The sequence below is a fragment of the Flavobacterium salmonis genome (assembly GCF_903819435.1).
Taxonomy (GTDB): Bacteria; Bacteroidota; Bacteroidia; order Flavobacteriales; family Flavobacteriaceae; genus Flavobacterium; species Flavobacterium chungangense.
Map to the genome: position 1 here is coordinate 60,484 of NZ_CAIJDP010000084.1, position 20,347 is coordinate 80,830.

At 32.7% G+C, this 20,347-nt stretch carries 21 protein-coding genes and 1 pseudogene; 12 read left to right on the plus strand and 10 right to left on the minus strand.

The window, feature by feature from the left end:
* Nucleotides 1–83 precede the first annotated feature (83 nt).
* From FLACHUCJ7_RS20110 to FLACHUCJ7_RS20125, 4 genes are all read right to left on the minus strand, one after another.
* Nucleotides 84–1,130 (minus strand): o-succinylbenzoate synthase, encoded by a 1,047-nt coding sequence (locus FLACHUCJ7_RS20110; protein ID WP_078229811.1) that lies wholly within the window; start codon nt 1,128–1,130, stop codon nt 84–86.
* Nucleotides 1,131–1,234: 104 nt separating this feature from the next.
* Entirely contained in the window at nt 1,235–2,437 is a 1,203-nt protein-coding gene (locus FLACHUCJ7_RS20115) for a tetratricopeptide repeat protein (RefSeq protein WP_180910205.1), read from the minus strand.
* A 168-nt stretch (nt 2,438–2,605) separates the two neighbouring features.
* Nucleotides 2,606–4,144: a DEAD/DEAH box helicase gene (locus FLACHUCJ7_RS20120; protein ID WP_078229809.1), complete on the minus strand. Its 1,539-nt coding sequence runs from the start codon at nt 4,142–4,144 to the stop codon at nt 2,606–2,608.
* A gap of 107 nt (nt 4,145–4,251) precedes the next feature.
* On the minus strand, nt 4,252–4,785 hold the full coding sequence (locus FLACHUCJ7_RS20125) for a DUF6155 family protein (RefSeq protein WP_031455367.1): 534 nt from the start codon (nt 4,783–4,785) through the stop codon (nt 4,252–4,254).
* Between the two features lie 103 nt (nt 4,786–4,888).
* On the opposite strand from FLACHUCJ7_RS20125, the gene FLACHUCJ7_RS20130 reads away from it, so the two are divergent.
* Both FLACHUCJ7_RS20130 and FLACHUCJ7_RS20135 read left to right on the plus strand, forming a co-directional pair.
* Entirely contained in the window at nt 4,889–5,176 is a 288-nt protein-coding gene (locus FLACHUCJ7_RS20130) for a DUF3817 domain-containing protein (protein WP_031455366.1), read from the plus strand.
* Nucleotides 5,169–6,428: a mechanosensitive ion channel family protein gene (locus FLACHUCJ7_RS20135; RefSeq protein ID WP_031455365.1), complete on the plus strand. Its 1,260-nt coding sequence runs from the start codon at nt 5,169–5,171 to the stop codon at nt 6,426–6,428. Before FLACHUCJ7_RS20130 ends, FLACHUCJ7_RS20135 begins: the two co-directional genes overlap by 8 nt.
* A gap of 51 nt (nt 6,429–6,479) precedes the next feature.
* Here the strand turns inward: FLACHUCJ7_RS20135 and FLACHUCJ7_RS20140 are convergent, their stop codons facing one another.
* The 3 genes from FLACHUCJ7_RS20140 to FLACHUCJ7_RS20150 are packed head-to-tail and all read right to left on the minus strand — an operon-like array spanning nt 6,480 to nt 8,205.
* Complete coding sequence (locus FLACHUCJ7_RS20140; protein ID WP_180910206.1) at nt 6,480–6,908, minus strand: hypothetical protein; 429 nt, start codon at nt 6,906–6,908, stop codon at nt 6,480–6,482.
* Nucleotides 6,909–7,778 carry a hypothetical protein gene (locus FLACHUCJ7_RS20145; RefSeq protein ID WP_180910207.1) on the minus strand — a complete coding sequence of 290 codons (870 nt, stop codon included), beginning with the start codon at nt 7,776–7,778 and terminating at the stop codon, nt 6,909–6,911.
* Between the two features lie 43 nt (nt 7,779–7,821).
* Nucleotides 7,822–8,205: an acyl-CoA thioesterase gene (locus tag FLACHUCJ7_RS20150; protein WP_180910208.1), complete on the minus strand. Its 384-nt coding sequence runs from the start codon at nt 8,203–8,205 to the stop codon at nt 7,822–7,824.
* A 258-nt stretch (nt 8,206–8,463) separates the two neighbouring features.
* Here FLACHUCJ7_RS20150 and FLACHUCJ7_RS20155 point away from each other — a divergent pair, with 258 nt between their 5' ends.
* The 4 genes from FLACHUCJ7_RS20155 to FLACHUCJ7_RS20170 all read left to right on the plus strand — a co-directional run bounded on the left by FLACHUCJ7_RS20155 (nt 8,464) and on the right by FLACHUCJ7_RS20170 (nt 11,172).
* Nucleotides 8,464–8,865 (plus strand): glyoxalase, encoded by a 402-nt coding sequence (locus FLACHUCJ7_RS20155; RefSeq protein WP_180910209.1) that lies wholly within the window; start codon nt 8,464–8,466, stop codon nt 8,863–8,865.
* 104 nt (nt 8,866–8,969) lie between these two features.
* Nucleotides 8,970–9,503: a hypothetical protein gene (locus FLACHUCJ7_RS20160; protein ID WP_180910210.1), complete on the plus strand. Its 534-nt coding sequence runs from the start codon at nt 8,970–8,972 to the stop codon at nt 9,501–9,503.
* A gap of 42 nt (nt 9,504–9,545) precedes the next feature.
* Complete coding sequence (locus FLACHUCJ7_RS20165) at nt 9,546–10,121, plus strand: Crp/Fnr family transcriptional regulator (RefSeq protein WP_180910211.1); 576 nt, start codon at nt 9,546–9,548, stop codon at nt 10,119–10,121.
* A gap of 79 nt (nt 10,122–10,200) precedes the next feature.
* Entirely contained in the window at nt 10,201–11,172 is a 972-nt protein-coding gene (locus FLACHUCJ7_RS20170) for a quinone oxidoreductase family protein (protein WP_180910212.1), read from the plus strand.
* A 64-nt stretch (nt 11,173–11,236) separates the two neighbouring features.
* Here FLACHUCJ7_RS20170 and FLACHUCJ7_RS20175 read toward each other — a convergent pair whose 3' ends face one another.
* The 3 genes and pseudogenes from FLACHUCJ7_RS20175 to FLACHUCJ7_RS20185 form a co-directional block, all read right to left on the minus strand.
* Nucleotides 11,237–12,973, minus strand: a complete 1,737-nt coding sequence (locus tag FLACHUCJ7_RS20175) for a DUF885 domain-containing protein (protein WP_180910213.1) — start codon at nt 12,971–12,973, stop codon at nt 11,237–11,239.
* 41 nt (nt 12,974–13,014) lie between these two features.
* Nucleotides 13,015–14,991, minus strand: a complete 1,977-nt coding sequence (locus tag FLACHUCJ7_RS20180) for an alpha-ketoacid dehydrogenase subunit alpha/beta (RefSeq protein ID WP_180910214.1) — start codon at nt 14,989–14,991, stop codon at nt 13,015–13,017.
* 157 nt (nt 14,992–15,148) lie between these two features.
* A pseudogene (locus tag FLACHUCJ7_RS20185) lies at nt 15,149–15,898 on the minus strand (4-hydroxy-tetrahydrodipicolinate reductase).
* 249 nt (nt 15,899–16,147) lie between these two features.
* Between FLACHUCJ7_RS20185 and FLACHUCJ7_RS20190 the strand changes: the two are divergent.
* The 6 genes from FLACHUCJ7_RS20190 to FLACHUCJ7_RS20215 all read left to right on the plus strand — a co-directional run bounded on the left by FLACHUCJ7_RS20190 (nt 16,148) and on the right by FLACHUCJ7_RS20215 (nt 20,340).
* A complete protein-coding gene (locus FLACHUCJ7_RS20190) occupies nt 16,148–17,098 on the plus strand; it encodes an isopenicillin N synthase family dioxygenase (RefSeq protein ID WP_180910215.1) in 951 nt (316 codons plus the stop codon).
* 110 nt (nt 17,099–17,208) lie between these two features.
* Nucleotides 17,209–17,541 carry a translation initiation factor gene (locus tag FLACHUCJ7_RS20195; RefSeq protein ID WP_180910216.1) on the plus strand — a complete coding sequence of 111 codons (333 nt, stop codon included), beginning with the start codon at nt 17,209–17,211 and terminating at the stop codon, nt 17,539–17,541.
* Between the two features lie 77 nt (nt 17,542–17,618).
* Nucleotides 17,619–18,488, plus strand: a complete 870-nt coding sequence (locus FLACHUCJ7_RS20200; protein ID WP_180910217.1) for a nucleoside phosphorylase — start codon at nt 17,619–17,621, stop codon at nt 18,486–18,488.
* Between the two features lie 45 nt (nt 18,489–18,533).
* A complete protein-coding gene (locus FLACHUCJ7_RS20205; RefSeq protein WP_180910218.1) occupies nt 18,534–18,914 on the plus strand; it encodes a VOC family protein in 381 nt (126 codons plus the stop codon).
* A gap of 8 nt (nt 18,915–18,922) precedes the next feature.
* Nucleotides 18,923–19,396, plus strand: a complete 474-nt coding sequence (locus FLACHUCJ7_RS20210; protein ID WP_180910219.1) for a DUF4265 domain-containing protein — start codon at nt 18,923–18,925, stop codon at nt 19,394–19,396.
* Nucleotides 19,397–19,488: 92 nt separating this feature from the next.
* Entirely contained in the window at nt 19,489–20,340 is an 852-nt protein-coding gene (locus tag FLACHUCJ7_RS20215; protein ID WP_180910220.1) for a substrate-binding domain-containing protein, read from the plus strand.
* Nucleotides 20,341–20,347: the final 7 nt, after the last annotated feature.

Below are 20,347 nucleotides of genomic sequence, written 5' to 3' on the forward strand. Positions count from 1 at the left end.
ATTAAATTTTATGCAAGTTACTTAATTTAACGCTAAACTGAATTCGTTGGATCGGATTTTGAGAATTAAAAAAAGTGATTTCATCAGGCCTTTTCTAAAAAAGCCGAATCCCAGTTTTTAGTTTTACTGTACCACAATTGTCCGTTCAAAACTTCCAATGGGCAATCAATATTATTCGTATAAAGTGCTCCGGTACCCAATCCCTGAGGCATGTTAGAATTTAGTAAAAATGTCCATTGTGCGATGGCATTTAAACCAATATTGCTTTCCAGTGCTGAGGTAATCCACCAGCCAATAGTATATTTTTCTGCTAATGTAATCCACTCCTGAGTCCCTCTGAATCCACCAACAAAACTTGGCTTCAAAATGATATATTGTGGCTTGATTGTTTGCAAAAGTGCTTCTTTTTCTTCAAATGAAAATACACCAATCAGTTCCTCATCCAAAGCAATAGGAAAAGGGGTGTTTTTACATAACCCTGCCATACTGTCAGTATTGTTTTTTTGAATAGGCTGCTCTACACTATGTAATTCAAAACCAGATAATTGATTTAATTTATCTAAAGCTTCATTTAAAGGGAAAGCACCGTTCGCATCTACCCTGATTTCTATTTGATCGGAAGTAAAATGAGTCCTGATAAAGCGTAATAACTCAAGCTCTTTTTGAAAATCTATAGCTCCGATCTTGAGTTTTATACAAGTAAAACCCTGTTGCAGTTTTTCTTTGATCTGCTCTTTCATGAAGGTTTCTTCTCCCATCCAGACCAAACCATTTATGACAATTGATTTTGAATTATTCGTGAAATCTGAAGGAAATAATAAATACGGATTTTCACTTTTCAGAGATAAAAAAGCCATTTCGATTCCGAATTGAATGGAAGGAAATTCGAGTAATTTTTCCCAAAGAACATCCTCACCTAAATCAATATTTTGGCAAGCCCAATTTAATTTGGCCTCATAATCTTCCCTGTCGTCAGCACTTAGTCCTCTTAAAATACCACACTCTCCTATTCCTTTTTTACCGTTTTCTTCCAGAATTATAAACCAGGTTTCTTTTTCGGTCATAATACCTCTGGACGTTCCAGAAGGACGTTTGAATTCGAGCATGTATTTATGGTAAGTAGCTTTCATAGGTGATGCTTTTTTAAACCATATAAGTGATTATAAGAAAATTTAAGTTAGCTTTTTCGGCAAATTTAAATAAACCTGTAATCACTTATATGGTGAAAATATTTTTAATTATATAATTTCAAGATCCTCTCAAAGTCGGATGAAGGCAATCCTGCTTTTTGAAAAAGAGCAAAATCCTGTTTAGTTTTGTCTGTCCAGCTTAAACTATCAGTAACGTTTTGAGACTGGTACTTTTTGTAAATTGCTTTTGCATCACCGTAATTATCACTAACCAAATAGGCATGCGCTAAATTTAATTTTACAAGTAATTCAGTATCATCCAGTTTTTCACCTTCTTTTAAAAACTTTATCGCTTTTGCGTATTGTTTGGTCAAAATATAACTGTAACCAATAGAACTGTAATCAAGTGCTGTGGCTTTTCCTGCGGTGATTATTGTATTTAATTTAGGAATTGCCTCGTTGTATTTTTGAAGTCTAATTAAAGTATTTGCCTGAGTACGCAAATCATTATAAATGTTTTTAGAAATAGAAGCGTCATTATAACAGGAATTTCCAAAATCCTTATAAACCTTAGTTTTCTCTATGGCAAGCAATTTTTGAAACTCGCCATAACGGTATTGCTTCATGATTTTATCTAAAATACAGACGCAAAAATCGTCAGAATTTGCCATTTTTTGTGCCATTGTAGAGGTTTTACACAAGCTGACAATTTCGTTTTTATTATCCTGATTCCATCCACGGTTTAGTTTTGTATCAACCCAGGGCACAACTTCTAAAACTATTTTTTGTTTCAATAGCCAGTTTTTGCTTTCGAAGCCAAACCAAATTGTAGTGGTGTTTGCATTAAGGCAAGAAGATTTGTCTATTGACAAACGTTTAGCATCTTTACTTACTGGTTCTGTCTGGGCATAACAGGCATCATTTACTTTTCCGTTATCAATGTATTTTTTTGCATTTGTATCTGAGGTAAAAACTGCATAAGTACATTTATCATCACCTGAAATTTTTGACATTATTAATACTGCTCCTGCAGAACCCTGGCCTATTCCGTAAGGATCAGGAATAGCTTTTAGTACAGAAACCAGACTATTTGCCATTTGCTGATTCTCATCCAAAAGTGTTATTCTGTAAACAATTTCAGTTGTACCAATAGGTAAATCTTCAGTTTTAACATTGATTCTGTCACCTGCAGACACGAGTATTTCTTTTGTAGTGGCACGCTCTTTATCCCAATATCCATCTTTTTGAGCGGAAACATTATAAAAAAAACTAATTAAAAATAAAACTAAAATTTTCTTCAAATTCATCTTTTTCAATATCAAATTCAATAACAAAAATCAATTTCAATGCCTGCAAATGTCAACAATCAATTTCAATTTCAATGCAAAAATCAATTTCAATATAAAACTGCAATACGCTTCGTTTTTGCTTGACATTTTTAACTTCGAACATTAAACCTGAAACTAAAAATTTTATCAATCCGGTTCGTTCATGATTTTTTCACGATACTTTTTGCCAATAAGCAAGATCATGTTTTTCTTGTAATCTTCAACCAGCCATTCGCGGTAATTTTTACTGCATTGACTCAAACATTTCGCATAACGTTTAATTCGGCATTCGATATCATCATCCAGCTCTTTGCCTAATGCTTTTGCTTCCTGAAGTGTTTCGGTATTATCAACGCACATTCCCGCGTGCTGTTCCAGCGATTTATCCAAAACAATCTTAGAACGTAAATTTTGCTTAATGGCTAATTTATGTTCTTCATCAACATCAAAAGTTACATCAGCAGTTTTACTGAATTTTGCACGCAACTCTGGTGGCATATTGTACTTGAAATACAATTCGATTTCGGTATCATCGCGCAAATTCTCCAAATAAAATTCGGGTGATTTAAAGATGTGCTGCCAGTTTACAGGCTCACTCCACAAACCAAAACGGGCTGCATTATTACCTAAATCGATAACTGTAAACTCATCTTTGCCTGGCAATTTACGAGACCCGCGACCAATCATCTGGTAATACAATGTCAGTGATTTTGTGGCTCTGTTAAGGATAATAGTTTCAACTGTTGGCTCATCGAAACCTGTGGTTAAGATTCCGACAGAAGTTAAAATAGCATCAGGCGTTTTTTTGAACCAGGCCAAAATATCCTTACGTTCTTCGGCACTGCTTGTATTATCAAGGTGTCTGATGTCGTAACCGGCTTCTCTAAAGGTTTCATAAACATATAACGAAGTATGAATACCGTTATTGAAAATCAGGGTTTTTTTACCCAATGAGCGCTCTGTGTATGCATGCAAAAGTTTTTCCTGCATGATAGTATTAGTATACAAATCATCAGATGATTTTACAGTATAATCTCCGTTGATCCCCACTTTTAGAGAGGTCAAACCTACATCATAGCTGTAAGTTGTAGCACGTGCCAAAAATCCTTTATCGATTAATGAACTAATAGTATCTCCCACAATAAGTTCATCATAACTCTGGTGCATTGGTAATTTTATATTCGAACTCAAAGGTGTTGCCGTTACTCCAAGAATAAAAGCGTTTTTGAATGAGTTTAATAGCTTTCTGAATGAATTGTAATGGGCTTCATCAATAATCACCAAACCAATATTATCAAGATGTAATTTCTCGTCATTAATACGGTTTTTTAAAGTTTCAACCATCGCTACAAAACATGAGTAATCATTTTGATCCGGTAGTTCTTTTACTTTACTATTGATAATTTTATTGGAAACCCCAAACCCTTTCAGCATTTTCGAAGTCTGCTTACAAAGTTCAATACGATGTGTCAGAACTACCACTTTTTTATCGTTATTAGCTAAATAACGACGAACTATTTCGGAAAAAATCACCGTTTTTCCACCACCTGTAGGAAGCTGGTATAATAAATGATGTTTTGAGGGAGCATTGTCTAAACGTTCAAAAATGGCGTCAATATCACCTTTTTGGTATGCATAAAGTTCTTTTTTTCCTTCTCTTTCTATTTCTAAAGTGTTTTGAAGCATTGTAATTTTTGGATTTTTGCAAAAGTACACCTAAAAAACAGTTATTCATTGTATTTTAACGTAAAATAAATTACGCTTTTTAATAAGATTTTTTATGGGAAGTGTTTTTATATGTCGATTTTGTCTAAAATTGTCTCAAATTCATATCTGATTTTCCACTTTTGTTGAATAGTTTCTTGTTGAATCGCTACAATTCTTGCTTTAAATTCATTTAAAATCCCGTTGGAAATCACAAAATTTACTGCCTGTTCAAAAGAATTAAGCATGCTTTTATAAAATAGCTCCTGTTTTATAAAATTTCCTGACGAATATGTTTGTGCAATTTCAATATTATAGAACATAATATCTGCAATTACAAACGGGTCAACTCCCAATAAAATAAAATGCTTGATAATTTTTTGAGCCACAGAACGGCGCATTTTTGCTTTTGGACGCCATTTTGCCCCAGGTTTTTTTACGGGGAAATATTCGTGTGAAATCTTCGTCTTGCTTTCCTGTAAAAGTTTATCTTCTTTCGGATTAAAAACAAAATCATAAAAGACTTTTACGGGACTAAATTTCTCATATAACTCAATAATTTGTTCTTCGAGCTGTTCCTTATTTAATTCTCCTAAATATTTTTTTAAATCCCGCTTACTCATACTCAAAGTTTAAGATTACAAAAGTAAATTACTTTTATTATAAATACTTCAATAATCAGCTATAATACTTAATTTTGCTGCTATAATCTCAAAAAATATATACATGCTTAAGATTTTTAAAGTTACAGCTATTTTAGAAGGAATCTCTTATTTAGTATTAATTGCTAATATGCTTATTCTTAAATCAAACAACCCCGAACTTTATCATACAATTGTACGTCCTTTTGGAATGGGACACGGAGTTTTATTTATTGGCTATATTGTATTGGCTGCTTTATTAAAAAAATCTCAGAACTGGGATTTAAAAACTTTCGGAATTATTCTTGTTGCTTCGCTTATACCATTTGGAACTTTTTATGTTGAGAGAAAATATTTAGAAAACAATGCATAAGTTTTTGGATAAAATATTCAATTTTTTATATCCGCTTTTCAGAGATTGGGGAATGAGCCGCAGCTTTGCGTCTTACATCAGCCTTGTCTTTAATATTGCTATTATGATAGCACTGGCTTTTGCCATTTATTATATAGCGAAGTTTGTTCTGGTAACACTGACAGCCATTTTTGCTCAGCGAACCAAAACCAAATTTGACGATTATTTAATTCACAATAAGACCACAAAATATACGGCTTATTTAATTCCGTTCTTCTTTATCTACAAGGCAGTGCCAATTATTTTGGACAGATATGAGTATTGGGAATTGCTTTTTGGAAAAATAGTTGGAATTTATATCGTTTTGATCAGTTTATGGATTATCAGAACAATTTTTAATGCATTACGTGATTATTTAAAAAACAAACCTGAATACAGCGATAAACCTATTGACAGCTTCGTTCAGGTAATTATGATTGTGCTTTGGATTTTCGGAGTTGCCATGATTATTTCGACTTTATTCGGAATAAAGAAAGGAGAACTACTAACGATTCTGGGAACCCTTTCGGCTATCATTATCTTAATTTTCAGAGATACCATTTTAGGATTTGTTTCGAGCGTTCAGGTAGCAATTAACGATATGGTTCGTATTGGTGACTGGATTACAATGGATAAATTTGGTGCCGATGGAGATGTAATCGAAATTAACCTGACAACTGTAAAAGTCCGTAATTTTGATAATACCATTACCACGATTCCAACCTATGCTTTAAGTTCAGATTCTTTTCAGAACTGGCGTGGCATGCAAAAATCTGAAGGAAGACGTATAAAGAGACACGTTTTGATCAAGAGCAGCTGCGTTCGTTTTTTAAATGATGATGATTTGAATGAGATGAAAAAGGTGCAGCTGATAAGTTCTTACATTGAAACCAGACAAGCAGAAATTGAGAAATACAATCACTTGCGCGGTATCGATAAATCTCTGGCCCTTAATGGCCGAAATATGACTAATCTGGGACTGTTTAGAAAATATATTATACAGTATTTAGTTAATTATCCGGGATTGAATAAAAATATGCATATTATCTGCCGTCAGCTACAATCTACAGAACATGGAGTTCCTTTAGAAATTTATGCCTTTTCGAGTGATAAACGCTGGGCAAATTATGAATATATTATGGCAGATATTTTTGACCATATTATGGCTTCTGTAGTATACTTTGATTTGGAAATTTTTGAATTACCTTCTGCAATTGGTCATTTGGACAGGTAAATAAGTTTCAGGTTTCAGGCTGAACATCTTTAAAAAATCTGAAACCTGAAACTATTTTTTTGCTTCTTTAAAAACATACTCAGGGTTTTTATAATTAAGAGTTCCCGGCAAAAAGCACGGAAGACTCATATAAGTTCCCATTACACCGTTTCCTAAAAACAGTTTATTTTCTTTTTTTAATAAAGCCAATGGCTCCCTTTTCCAACTACCTCCATTTGATATATAATGAAAATCCCCTCTTAAAGTATCCCCTCTAACTTCTCCCCTTACATCTCCGGAATCTTTACCATTTCTGTAATATGATCGTTCATAACGCCCGTAAAAACGTTTTTCGTTTATTTGAATAGCCAAAATTGCGCTGTCTTTATTATTTACAGCCAGATAGACAATATGATTGTATTTGTCTTTTTCTTCCTTAGAATTGCAGGACATTAAAAAAGCAAATACGACAACAATAAATAATAAAGTTTCTTTTCGCATTTATTTTGATGAATTTGTAAACTGAATTTTCAGATTAAATTTAAAATTTTGAAATATGGAATCATAACTATTGTCTTCATCTTCATCAGTGCAAACGAAATCGGCAAGATTGTCATTTCCTCCAGACGTTGGCACTTCATCAATTTCAATTTCATTTCTGAACATTTCACTTCGATTACTAATATACAATTTTGATGATGTGCCTTTCAAACACATAATTTTGTATTCGAAATAATCTCTGGACATATTTGTATTAAACTGATTTGTTTTAATTATTCTAAAAACGAAATACAAATCCGGAGCAATTTCTATTAATTTAGAATTGAACTCTTTTAATTGACTTTCAATTTTCCTTTCTTCCGTTTTTTTTCTGTAAAAATACAAATTACTGATTTGCAAATTGAACTTAGAATTTGGAATTACCCCCACTGTATCGATTTCCTTTACCAATCTTTGTTTTTCTTCATTGATATTATTTATGGCAAGTTTAAGGTTCTTTTTATCTAAAGGTATAAAGAAAGCATAACCGCTTTCACCGTTACTTTTATTAAAAAAAATGTCATTGAGAAAAAAGGAAAAGGAATTTTTAATAAATTCATCTAATTCAAAAGGTACTTTAGTTAATACTTTATTTTCCGCATTAAAATCTTCTTTTTTACAGGAATAATAGGTTGCCGATTGAATGAAATGATGTTTATTAAAAATTAAATCAACATAGATCATTTCTTCTTTATTATTCTTTTTTATAAAATCGAAATTTTCCAAAACATATTGATATGTTTTAATTTGATTTTCCTGATTTCCTATTGCTATTTTTTGTCCAAAAGTAATGGAAGTAAAAAAGAAAAATAAAAAAAGCAATTTATTCATATTGAGTTTCTTAATCGTAAGTAACATGTGTCAAATTTGAATATTACAAACGATCTTTTACGAATTCAATTTTGGTTTTTCCATGTGGTTTAGGTTTTCCGTCCTCGCCTAAGTTAACCATAGTGGTGTGATCAATTGTAATGATAATTTCGCGCGTCATCATATTTCTTACGGCACATTTAAGCACCAGGGAAGTAGTTCCAAATTTCACCACATCGATTCCAATTTCTACAATATCACCTTGTCTGGCAGAACTTTTAAAATTGATTTCAGACATGTGTTTAGTGACCACCCGGGAATTTTCTAATTGTACAATTGAATATAAAGCCAGCTCTTCGTCAATCCAGGCTAATAGCTGTCCGCCGAATAAAGTTCCGTTTGGATTTAAATCCTGGGGCTTAACCCATTTTCTGGTATGGAATCTCATATTTTTATTTTATACGGGTAAAAATAGTTTTTTACTCCCATAATCGAATTATGTTTTTTTATTAATCTTTAAGATTTCAATAATTCGAAAATTTGCTGCTGAATTATTTCAAAAATCATTTTTAAAAGTCCAAAATATTAAAATTACAGTCAACGAAATATTTTAATTTATGAACTTATTTTTTGTAGATTTTGTCAGTAACTAAATCCGGGGAAGGTATTTTTATAAGAGATATTTTTATAATTTTAAAGAAAAACCATGACAGACAGAGACACTTTTTTAAAAGAATTCAGAGGCGAAACTTTAGGAACTATCAGCGCTCAGTCATCTGCTGATGAGTTATTTCAAAATCAAACCATTAGACCCATTTTAAAACTTCAGAACGATTTGTTTATTGCCGTTTTTATTAATTATGTCAATAAAAATAAGGCTGATTTTTATTCTTATACTGTCGAAAAAAAACTGCAGGTCATCGAAAATTCCATTCAGAAAGATATTAAGTTCAGAAATTCTTTAAAAGGAATCGTAATGGCACTTTTTACAATTGAAGAATATGATACTTACATTCAAAACTCTTCAAGCTTAAACAAAAGGATGATGAATTTATTGACTGACAGATTGAAAAGTCAGGTGCAGTTGTTTGAAATTGAAACCACATAATTAAATACCAAACTGCAGCTTTTTTTGCAGAAAAAACAACTTGGAAAAATTAAATAAATTAGAAAAAAAGATAGATTTATCCGGAATCATTGCGGTCTAATAATATGAAAAACATCTCAACATTAAAAAAAGCCATTATAATAATATATGTTTTTGTCTTTATTTTTTTTTCATTAGTTGCCAGAAGTATGCTTTATGTTTGTCTGCCAAATGAATACACATTAATAAAAAATATTAAAATTGATTCGATCAGCACTAATATGAAGAAACACGGTACCTCTTTTATCCTGACATTTAAAGATGGTAATAAAACCGATTATGTTACTCTTGCCGATGATACTGAAATGAATATACGAACCTTTAGAGCTATTATGACTTATGGTAGAGGGACTATTGATTTAGTAAGAATGGAAAATTGCAAAATTTTAGGAAAATGTCCTGAAGAGTACTTATTATATGACGAAAGATTTTTATGCGACTCAAACAATCAATGCAATTATAAGGATGAACATGTAAAAAAATATATTTTCCTTCTATTAATTACACTATTTATTTTTTTTATGATCAGCTACGGCTTTTATAAACTTTTTAATAGCAGGTTCGTAAATGAAAACCCTAAATCTGATATTCAGAAGTAAGCTACTTATATCAGTTATTTATTTAGAAAACAAACAAAACCAATGTTTAATCAATTCCAAAATAAATTCCTCATTGACGATTCAAAATGGAATGAATATACAAGCTATTTCAAACGCCTTGAAGTTCCTGCAAAAACAATACTTTTAGAAGAAGGCGAAATCTCAAAAAGACTTTTTATAATCGAAAAAGGCTGTATCCGGGTTTGGTTCAACAATAACGGCAAGGATCTTACTACCCAGTTTTTTTTCGAAAACCAAAGCGTAGCTTCCATCGAAAGTTTTATTAAAAAACTCCCAAGCCCTGTATTTATTGAAACCATTGAACCTTCTGTTTTATGGTGGATCCATAAAAGTGATGTTGATATAATACTGGAAGAAATTAAGGAAATTCCCGAATTAAGAGATCAGTTTATTGACAAGATTTTTCAGCGCACTTTCGATTATATACACCATTTTGTTTCTTTTATAAAAGATTCCCCTTCTCAGCGATATTTAAATTTAACTGAGAGAAATCCTCAAATTATTCAACGTGTTCCACAGCATTATATTGCTTCTTATCTTGGTGTAAGTACAGTTCATTTAAGCCGGATAAAAAGCAAATTACTTCAGAAAAAATAATCGGGTCAATTTGATAACAAATGTTATCGTCTGCCTATAAACTGCTGTATAGCTTTGTATCATAAAATTAAAAAAACATATGAAAGCAGCAGTTATTTATAGAAAAGGCGAAATGCCAAAATATGCAGAATTTCCAGAACCAATTCCACAAAATGAAAACGAAATCTTAATTTCGGTCAAAGCAGTAGCTATTACCAATCTGGATAAAGCAAAAGCCAGCGGCAAACATTATTCATCTGAAAATGAAAATCAAAACGGAACCGTAGTAGGAAGTGACGGTGTTGGTTTATTAGAAGATGGCACAAGGGTTTACGCAAGAGGAATTACGGGAACAATTGCTGAGAAGGCAATTGTTGAAAAAAACAGAATGGTGGCGTTACCGGAAGGAATTAATAATACAACAGCAGCGGCAATGCCTAATGCAATTGCAGGATCAGCTATGGCATTACGCTTTCGGGCCGGAACGAGACAGGGAGAAACTGTTTTAATAAACGGAGCTACGGGCTTTACAGGCCAAATGGCTATTCAGCTTGCAAAACATTACGGAGCAAAAAAAATAATCGTAACCGGACGAAATGAAAAGACACTTGAAAATCTTTTAAAATTAGGTGCTGATGAAATCATTTCTTTTAAACAGGATGATGAATCGATACTCAGTCAACTTAAAGAAATCCATCAAAATACGCCAATTGATATTATTCTTGATTATTTATGGGGACATTCTGCTGAATTGATTTTATCAGCATTAAAAGGAAACGGGGGCTTTACAAATAAAGTTATATATGTTTCAATTGGTTCCATCTCAGGCGACACTATTCAATTATCATCGGGAATTTTAAGAAGTGTGGATCTTCATTTATCAGGTTCCGGATTAGGAAGCTGGACTAGAGAAGAAGTGAAATTACTTTTTTCAGAAATACTTCCGGAAATGTTTCTTCTTGCAGCTCAAAATAAATTGAAAATAAATATTGAAGAAGTTAGTTTGATCGATATTGAAAAAATATGGACTAAAGATGTCTCTGATGGTAAACGTCTGGTTGTAACTATCTAAAAAAAAGGTTTGACGAGATAATATTATCTTATCAAACCTTTTTTTACTGAATTAAAGGATCTATCTATTCTTTAGACAACATCAATTCTTTAATATATTTTACCGGTGAGCTTCCAAAACTCAGGAATTTTTCGTGAAATTGTTTCAAATTAAATTTATCACCTTGCTCTTTTTTAAGTTCTTCTCTTAAGTTATAAATTTCAGTATAGCCTGTAAAATAAGAACACAATTGTACTTGCGATAAAGTGACGCGTTTCCACTTCCCTTCTGCTTCTGCCTGTTGCTGAAATGCTTCTTTAATAAGTAAATCCAACGCAGCTTCTTTAGACATGTTTTTAGTATGAACACTAATATCCAAAATTGTATTGCAGGTTGCTCTTAAATTCCATTTATAATACATCAACCACATTTCATCAGAATTTTTATAACCGCTTTCCAACATCATTTTCTCTGCATATACAGCCCAGCCTTCAATCATGGCACCATTTCCTAAAATAGATTTGATAATACTTGGCGACTGATTACTGTAAACCAATTGTGTATAATGTCCCGGAACAGCTTCGTGAATATTTAAAATCTGTAAAATATAATCATTGTATTCACGCAGATAACTCTCGGCATTTTCGGCTGTCCAGCCAGACATGCTTCCTACATTATAATAGGTATTTGCATTTTTATCATAAGGCCCTGGTGCTGATATTGATGCACCTGCAACTCCGGCCATATATGCTGGTTCTTTACGAACTACTAATGGTTTTGACGGATCAATGTATAATAAATCTTTGTCTTTAACATAGGCCGTTAACTCCGGAATTTGCTTTTCTATTTCAGACTGAAATTTCTCAGGAGTTGTATGTTTTAGCGAAATCTGATCAATTACCTGTTTAATTACTGACAGTTTATCAGTTGGCTTAGGAGTGTTCCCTTTGTATTTTGACCAAAGCTTATCGGCAAGGACAAACATTTTACCATGCAGGTCTTTTTTATGATCAATAGCAATTTTATAAATTTCATCAGCTGAATAACCGGATTGAATATCAAGATTGAATTTTTTAGCATATAAAGCTTCCCCTAATCTAAAAGAACGTGGCGTTTTATTAGGCAATGCTTTTAACCAGTCTGCATAATCTTTAATTGCTTTTACAGCAACTTTAGCCTTGTCAAGCATTTCCTTTTTTTCGGCATCACTTAATTTGCTCTTTTCTAAAGCTGATCTTAAATCGGCTTCAAAAATAGAAGAACCACCTAAATTTTGAGCAATAGCCAGTTCAGTATGTTCAATAGTTGGATTTTTAATATTCTTTTTGGCAGCATCATAATAAGCCGGAATAGTATTCATTTTGATATTAAAAGCACGGAGGCGAATTTCTAAACTGTCATAATTGCCATTTAAAATTTCGGCAAATAAACCGCAAACATTATATTCGGATGGATCCCATTCTGATGATTTCAATTCTTTAATATTAAATATTGTGCTTTCCAGTTGATTTTTTATCATATGGAAATCTGTTTTATTCTTATCCGATAAGTCTTCAATATTATATTGTTTTAAAGAATCTAATTGTGCGTTTACAAAATCAAGTTGTTTTTTATCAGCCTCCGCATTTGGAGTTACCAAAAGACTGTCTAATTTATGATATCCCACAGCAGATGCCCATTCTGGATTAATTTGCCATAAAGCAGTAACAAAACCATCTTTATAGTTGTCAAATTTTTTATCTACATCCTCATTGGGTTTAGTGCTTTTAGTACAGGAAAAAAGCAGGGTAAGTGTAATAATTGAAATAAATATTTTTTTCATGTTTATTAGTTTATAAAGTATAAATGCAAAATGATCATGGTTTAATATGCCAATAGATTAATAAGTTCTTTTTCGAATTTGTCTTTTGGTAAAAATTGATCTTCCAAAGCTTTTGTAAACGGAATTGGAGAATCTAAACTGGCAACTCTCTTTACCGGTCCATCAAGATATTCAAAACATTGTTCCATTATTAAGGCCGAAATATCGCTTGCTATACCGCCAAACAAGGTATCTTCCTGATAAATAATTACTTTTCCTGTTTTTTTAACCGATGCAAAAATAGTTTCGGTATCCAAAGGCTGCAGGGTTCGTAAATCGATTAAATCAGCCTCTATATCAGGATTTTTTTCTAAAGTTTCCAATGCCCAGTGTACCGTTGCCCCGAAAGCAATAATAGTTATCTTTTTTCCTTCTTTTATCAAGGCTGCCTTTCCTAACGGAATCGTATAATAATCATTTGGAACATCTTGATAAATGCTTCTGTACAACTGTTTATGCTCAAAAAACAAAACAGGATTCGGGTCATTTATTGAAGTATTTAACAGTCCTTTGGCATCATACGGAAAAGCCGGATAAACTACTTTTAACCCCGGAGTTTTGGTAAACCAGGCTTCATTAGTCTGCGAATGAAATGGTCCCGCCTGAGTTCCACCACCACAAGGCATTCGTACAACAACATCGGCTTTTTCGCCCCAGCGGTAATGGGATTTTGCGAGTAGATTAACAATAGGATTAAAACCTGTTGAAACAAAATCAGCAAACTGCATTTCAACAATCGCTTTATAACCGTTAATTGATAATCCCATTCCGGTTGAAACAACTGCACTTTCACAAATAGGAGTATTGCGAACCCGGGCTTTTCCAAAAAACTCAACAAAACCATCTGTTATCTTAAATGCACCACCATATTCTGCTATATCCTGCCCCATAATAACAAGATTTTCATGTCGTTTCATAGATTGCTCCAAACTATTTCTAATGGCATCCAGAAAACGAATATTTTTAGAATCTGATGAATGGTTAATTTCTTCATGTTCATAAGGCTTGTAAACATCATCTAATTCTCCCTCAAGAGTTGGCACAATTTCCGGCTCTGCATTTGCTATGGCTAAATTATCCTCAATTTCCTGTTTGATTTCGTTATGAAGCTGTTCATCAAATTCGGCTGTCAAAATACCCGTTTCTGTCAAAAACTTTCGATAATTTGTAACGGGATCTTTTGCAGCCCATTCATCCATTAATTCCTGAGGAACATATTTTACACCACTCGCCTCTTCATGACCGCGCATTCTAAAAGTTTTAAATTCTAATAATACAGGATGAGGATTTTTCTGCATTGAAGCTTTTAGTTCAGATAATTTAGTATAAACTTCCAGAATATTATTTCCGTCAATAACATGGCTTTCCATACCATAACCTACTCCTTTATCAGCCAGATTTTCACACAAATACTGTTCATTCGTAGGGGTCGAAAGCCCGTAACCGTTATTTTCAATAATAAACATAACAGGCAGTCTCCAGACTGCGGCAATATTTAAAGCTTCATGAAAATCACCTTCGCTGGTTGCGCCTTCACCGGTAAATACAGCTGTTATCTTTTTATTATTTTGAAGTTTATTGGCTAAGGCAATTCCGTCTGCAATGCCCAACTGTGGACCAAGATGCGAAATCATTCCGATAATTTTGTATTCCTGTGTTCCAAAGTGAAAACTACGATCTCTCCCTTTTGTAAAACCATTTGCTTTTCCCTGCCATTGCGAAAACAGTCGATGCAGCGGTATATTTCTTGAAGTAAAAACGCCCAGATTTCTATGCATTGGCAATACATATTCAGATTCATCCAAAACAGCTGTAACACCAACTGCAATAGCCTCCTGACCAATTCCGGAAAACCATTTTGATACTTTTCCCTGCCGGATCAAAATGAGCATTTTCTCTTCGATTAAACGAGGTTTTAGTATTTTTTTATATAAATCTAATAATTGAGCGTCAGTAAGGTCTTGTCTGTAAAAGATCATTGTAGTTATTTTTATTTCAAATATATAAAAATACAACAATCCTAATTGCATTTGTTAAACAATTAATCATTGAAAGATCATTAATAAATGAAACTTTATGGTACTATCTTTATATCATTAAGGTAAAATTCATTCATCGTAATTTCTTCAGGCTTTTTTAAACTGCAAAATACGGAGTTAGAATATCTTCAAAATTAAACAACCCTTCTTTTTTATCCCTTAGATTCTCGGCAACGAATATTACACCGCTTCCAAAAGCCTCACGTGAAATACTTTCGTGTACCAGCCTTACGGTCTGAAATGGAAATCCGAAAACAACTTCATGCTTACCAACAATTCCGCCAACTCTAACAGAATTTATCTCATCTTTTTCTACCTCCAGTGCTTCTGCGATCTTTAAGGCTGTTCCGGAGATTCCGTCTTTTCCTTTAAAATGTTCTTCAATAATTTCAATATCCACCCATGGAGCGATTTTCTTTAAAAATTTGGAAGCAAACAGTAAATAATTTACACCTAAAGTTATATTTGGGCCCCAGAATACAGTTGTCTTTTTGGAAAGTGATTCTATAAAATCTTTTTCTTTTTTTGCATAATGTGAGATTGCAGAAATTATCTTGATTTTTCGCTTACTTGCTGCTTAACCATAAGTGTAAATGCCGGTACCAGATGAAAAATCAATTATTACATCAACTGGCTGACTGTCTAATAATTCTGCTATTGGAGTTGTTTCGCTGGAATATATTCTTCCTGTCTCGTCAGAATCGATTCCCAGATATTCCGCTGTATTACGATTCTCTAAAGTATGGCTTCTTTTCATTACCCATTTAAGAGAGAAATTTTTGTTTTGCAATAGAACCGAAGCCACTGCTTTTCCTGTTTTTCCAAATCCGATTAGTCCTATTTTCACAATGTTCTTTTTCATAAAAATAGAGTTTTCTATTTAAAAATTCATGTTTTTCAGAATTATTAACATGTTTTTAATGCAAAATAAGTCAGAAATTAAATTTTAATCAAAATTGTTTTTTCTTTCTTTATGTTAAATTATTGCAGGAAAAATCCAATTTTATGCTATTTTTTAAAATTCAAAACTAAAATATTCTATACCTTTGTTATGAAAAGGCCTGAGACCTTTTTTTCTTAAATAAAAATGTAAAGTATGCAAAACATTCCTAGTGTAGACTTACGTGATTTCCTTTCGGACAACCCGGAACGTAAACAAAAATTTGTAAATGAAATCGGCAGTGCATTTGAAAACATTGGCTTCGTAGCCCTAAAAGGTCATTTTTTGGATGACAAACTGGTAGACGAACTGTATGGCGAAATTCGAAAATTTTTCGCCTTGCCAGTAGAAACCAAACACAATTATGAAATTCCCGGAATAGGCGGACAAAGAGGTTATGTTTCTTTTGGAAAAGAACATGCCAAAGGACGCAAAGAGGGAGATTTGAAAGAGTTCTGGCATTTTGGGCAATATGTTGACAAAGATTCAAAATATGCTTCAGAATATCCGGATAATGTTGAAGTAAAAGAATTACCCCGTTTTAATATTGTAGGTAAAGAAGCCTATCAAATGTTAGAGAAAACAGGTGTTTATGTATTAAGAGCCCTTGCTTTACATTTAGGTCTGGATGAATTTTATTTTGATCAGTATGCCAAAGAAGGAAACTCCATTTTAAGACCAATCCATTATCCGCCAATTACTTCTGAACCAGAGAATGCCATTCGTGCAGCTGCTCACGGTGATATTAATCTGATTACGCTTTTAATGGGAGCGCAGGGTAAAGGATTGCAGGTTCAAAATCATGATGGAGAATGGATTGATGCCATAGCAGAAGATGATGAATTAGTAATTAATGTGGGTGATATGTTGTCAAGACATACCAATAATAAACTAAAATCAACTATACATCAGGTAGTTAATCCACCTAGAGAATTATGGGGAACTTCTCGTTATTCGATTCCGTTTTTTATGCATCCGGTAAGCGATATGCGTCTGGATTGCCTGGAAAACTGTATTGATGCCGAAAACCCTAAGAAATTCGAAGACATTACAGCAGGAGATTATTTATACGAACGTTTGGTAGATTTAGGTTTAATAAAAAAATAAACTTATTAAATTCCGATATTAAAATTCCAAATCCCAATTCAGCTTGGGGTTTGGAATTTAATTTTTATGAACTATATTTATTGGAATTTATTTTTTAGAATAAAAAATTTATGGACTTACAAGATCAATTAAAAAATTTATTTCCAGATCATATTGAATCAAACGAACCTGAAGAAGTTCAGGAACAAGAGCATGTACTGTATATTCAAAAAGAGCCTATGATTTGCAAATTCGAAAAACGGAAAGGGAAAGCCACTACCATAATCGAAGGTTATGAAGGATCTGATGAAGATTTTAAAATTCTGGCGAAAGAAATTAAAACAAAGCTGAGTGTTGGCGGAACTTTTAAGGACGACTCAATTATCATTCAGGGAGATTATCGCGACAAAATCATGGCAATTTTAAAAGAAAAAGGCTTTAAAACAAAAAGAGTTGGAGGTTAAAAAAATTCACGTTTCAAGTTATTGTGAAGCAAAAAACTTAGAATCTTAGCAACTCAGAACCTTAGCAACTTAACAAAATGATACAAGCATCAGAATTAATACTAAATCCGGATGGAAGCGTTTATCATCTAAACCTTCGACCTGAACACATAGCCCACGATATAATTTTTGTTGGAGATCAGAACAGAGTTGAAAAAATTACTCAGTTTTTTGATTCGATTGAATATTCGACACAAAAAAGGGAATTTAAAACCCAAACAGGAACCTACAAAGGAAAACGAATTACTGTAATGTCAACCGGAATTGGCCCTGACAATATTGATATTGTTCTGAACGAATTAGATGCTTTGGTTAATATTGATTTAGAAACCCGTTTGCCAAAAAAAGAACTGACATCTTTAAATATTATCCGAATTGGAACATCAGGTTCCCTGCAGTCTGATATACCTGTAGATAGTTTTTTGATGTCTAAATTTGGTTTAGGATTGGATAATATGCTTCGCTCCTATTTGGTTGACGAAGTTTCAGAAGATGCCCTTGAAGATGCTTTTATAATCCATACCAATTGGGATATCCGAAAAGGAAAACCATATGCAATTCCGTGTTCAGAGGTCTTAGAAAAGATAATTGAGTCTGATAAAATTTTTAAAGGAATCACAGCTACAGCCGGAGGTTTTTATGGGCCACAAGGAAGAGTCTTGCGTTTAAATATTCAGGACGTGGAATTAAACAATAAAATGGATAATTTTAATTTTAATGAAAACCGAATCACAAATTTAGAAATGGAAACTGCAGCTATTTATGGCCTTTCGGCATTATTAGGACATAATGCTTTGTCATTGAATGCGATTATTGCCAATCGTGCTTCAGGAACTTTCAGCGAAGATCCATATAAAGCTGTCGATGAATTAATTTCGTATACATTGAATAAATTGGCGGTGAAATAATTAGATAATTAGTCCATTTAAAAATTAGATAATTGATTTAAAATTATGATTTTAAGAGTTGCCCGGCATACCAATAACCTAAATAAAATTGAAAATTTTTACGTCAAGATTTTAGGTTTTCAAAAACTCGGTGGTTTTCAAAAACATAATAATTACGATGGTATTTTTATTGGAAAGCCAGATTTAGACTGGCATTTTGAATTTACACAATCTCAAACAAAAGCAAATCATATTTTTGATGAAGATGATATAATTGTACTTTATCCGGATACAATTACAAAATATAATAGTTTACTTGAAAATCTTTTAAAAAATAATATTCAAAAGATAACTGCAATAAACCCATATTGGAATGAAAACGGGCAAATGTACCTTGATCCGGATGGTTACCGAATTGTAGTATCACCTTTAAAAGCGCAAAATTAAATTACAAAATGGCAGAAACACACAAAAAAATCCTATTTAAATATTATAGTGATTTATTAGAAGATACAGTTGTAGAGACTATGTGGGCAGAAATTATTGATTTAGAAAAAGGATATTTCAAATTGGATAATATTCCTTTTTTTGGGCCTTTGATTGCCACAGAGGATATTTTCTTTGCAGAATATGATGAAGATGAAGAACGTCTGGTTTACAGAAAAACAATTGAAAGCTATGGCAATTCAATTCTTCAGGTAGTAATTTTAGAGAAAGGATTTGATAAAGAAATAATCAGAGAAGAATTAAAACTAATTAATTGTGCATCTGAAGGTTTAAACGAAACCTTATTTGCAGTAGAAGTTGCAAAAGATACAGATTATTCGATTGTAAAAGACCTTTTAAGCCAATACGAATTACAGGAAATAATAGAATTTGCAGAACCTTGTCTTTCTGAAAAGCACAGGACTGATTTATTAAAAAATTAAACAAACAAACAAACAAACAAACAAACAAACAAACAAACAAACAAACATAGAATACGCATATCCAAACAACTTAACTTAAACTTAAAACTAGAATGAAAACTGTAAAAATTGTAGGTGTTCCTGAACACTTCAATTTGCCATGGCGTCTTTGCATTGAAAATGGCGAATTTGAAGCTGAAAATATAGATTTGCAATGGAAAAATATTCCTGAGGGTACTGGCAAAATGTGTCAGATGCTTCGTGATGGTGAAGCTGACATTGCTGTTATTTTAACCGAAGGCATTATAAAAGATATCGTTGCCGGAAATCCAAGCAAAATTGTACAGATCTATGTACAATCACCTTTAATCTGGGGAATTCACGTAGCCGCTAAATCTGATTTCAAGACAATAAAAGACCTTAAAAATAAAAAAGCTGCGATTTCCAGATTGGGATCGGGATCACAATTAATGGCATACGTAAATGCAAATGAACAAGGCTGGGAAACAGATAATTTAGAATTTGAAATCATCAATACAATTGATGGCGCTGTCGAAGCTCTGACAAACAAAACTGCTGATTATTTTATGTGGGAACGTTTTATGACCAAACCGCTTGTTGATCAGGGTATTTTCAGACGTGTTGGTGACTGTCCTACTCCATGGCCTTCATTTGTAATTGCTGTTAGGGAAGAGTTTTTGAAAAAAAATCCTAAAATAGTAGAAAAAATCCTTGAAACGATCAATAGTACAACACATGATTTTACTCTAATTCCAGATATCGATAAGACATTAGCCGAAATATTTAATCAAAAACTCGAAGATATTCAGGAATGGTTAAAGTTAACACAATGGTCACAAAAAAATTTAAACGAAAAAGCCTTTATTAAGATTCAAAATCAGTTATTTGATCTGGGAATTATTGATAAAAAAATTACTTTTGTTGAAATCGTAAAAGCCTTGTAAAGCACTG

Coding starts and splice junctions, on each gene's coding strand:
- FLACHUCJ7_RS20110 (WP_078229811.1), bottom strand. CDS start 1,130: ATGAAAGCTACTTACCATAAATACATGCTCGAATTCAAACGTCCTTCT.
- FLACHUCJ7_RS20115 (WP_180910205.1), bottom strand. CDS start 2,437: ATGAATTTGAAGAAAATTTTAGTTTTATTTTTAATTAGTTTTTTTTAT.
- FLACHUCJ7_RS20120 (WP_078229809.1), bottom strand. CDS start 4,144: ATGCTTCAAAACACTTTAGAAATAGAAAGAGAAGGAAAAAAAGAACTT.
- FLACHUCJ7_RS20125 (WP_031455367.1), bottom strand. CDS start 4,785: ATGAGTAAGCGGGATTTAAAAAAATATTTAGGAGAATTAAATAAGGAA.
- FLACHUCJ7_RS20130 (WP_031455366.1), top strand. CDS start 4,889: ATGCTTAAGATTTTTAAAGTTACAGCTATTTTAGAAGGAATCTCTTAT.
- FLACHUCJ7_RS20135 (WP_031455365.1), top strand. CDS start 5,169: ATGCATAAGTTTTTGGATAAAATATTCAATTTTTTATATCCGCTTTTC.
- FLACHUCJ7_RS20140 (WP_180910206.1), bottom strand. CDS start 6,908: ATGCGAAAAGAAACTTTATTATTTATTGTTGTCGTATTTGCTTTTTTA.
- FLACHUCJ7_RS20145 (WP_180910207.1), bottom strand. CDS start 7,778: ATGAATAAATTGCTTTTTTTATTTTTCTTTTTTACTTCCATTACTTTT.
- FLACHUCJ7_RS20150 (WP_180910208.1), bottom strand. CDS start 8,205: ATGAGATTCCATACCAGAAAATGGGTTAAGCCCCAGGATTTAAATCCA.
- FLACHUCJ7_RS20155 (WP_180910209.1), top strand. CDS start 8,464: ATGACAGACAGAGACACTTTTTTAAAAGAATTCAGAGGCGAAACTTTA.
- FLACHUCJ7_RS20160 (WP_180910210.1), top strand. CDS start 8,970: ATGAAAAACATCTCAACATTAAAAAAAGCCATTATAATAATATATGTT.
- FLACHUCJ7_RS20165 (WP_180910211.1), top strand. CDS start 9,546: ATGTTTAATCAATTCCAAAATAAATTCCTCATTGACGATTCAAAATGG.
- FLACHUCJ7_RS20170 (WP_180910212.1), top strand. CDS start 10,201: ATGAAAGCAGCAGTTATTTATAGAAAAGGCGAAATGCCAAAATATGCA.
- FLACHUCJ7_RS20175 (WP_180910213.1), bottom strand. CDS start 12,973: ATGAAAAAAATATTTATTTCAATTATTACACTTACCCTGCTTTTTTCC.
- FLACHUCJ7_RS20180 (WP_180910214.1), bottom strand. CDS start 14,991: ATGATCTTTTACAGACAAGACCTTACTGACGCTCAATTATTAGATTTA.
- FLACHUCJ7_RS20190 (WP_180910215.1), top strand. CDS start 16,148: ATGCAAAACATTCCTAGTGTAGACTTACGTGATTTCCTTTCGGACAAC.
- FLACHUCJ7_RS20195 (WP_180910216.1), top strand. CDS start 17,209: ATGGACTTACAAGATCAATTAAAAAATTTATTTCCAGATCATATTGAA.
- FLACHUCJ7_RS20200 (WP_180910217.1), top strand. CDS start 17,619: ATGATACAAGCATCAGAATTAATACTAAATCCGGATGGAAGCGTTTAT.
- FLACHUCJ7_RS20205 (WP_180910218.1), top strand. CDS start 18,534: ATGATTTTAAGAGTTGCCCGGCATACCAATAACCTAAATAAAATTGAA.
- FLACHUCJ7_RS20210 (WP_180910219.1), top strand. CDS start 18,923: ATGGCAGAAACACACAAAAAAATCCTATTTAAATATTATAGTGATTTA.
- FLACHUCJ7_RS20215 (WP_180910220.1), top strand. CDS start 19,489: ATGAAAACTGTAAAAATTGTAGGTGTTCCTGAACACTTCAATTTGCCA.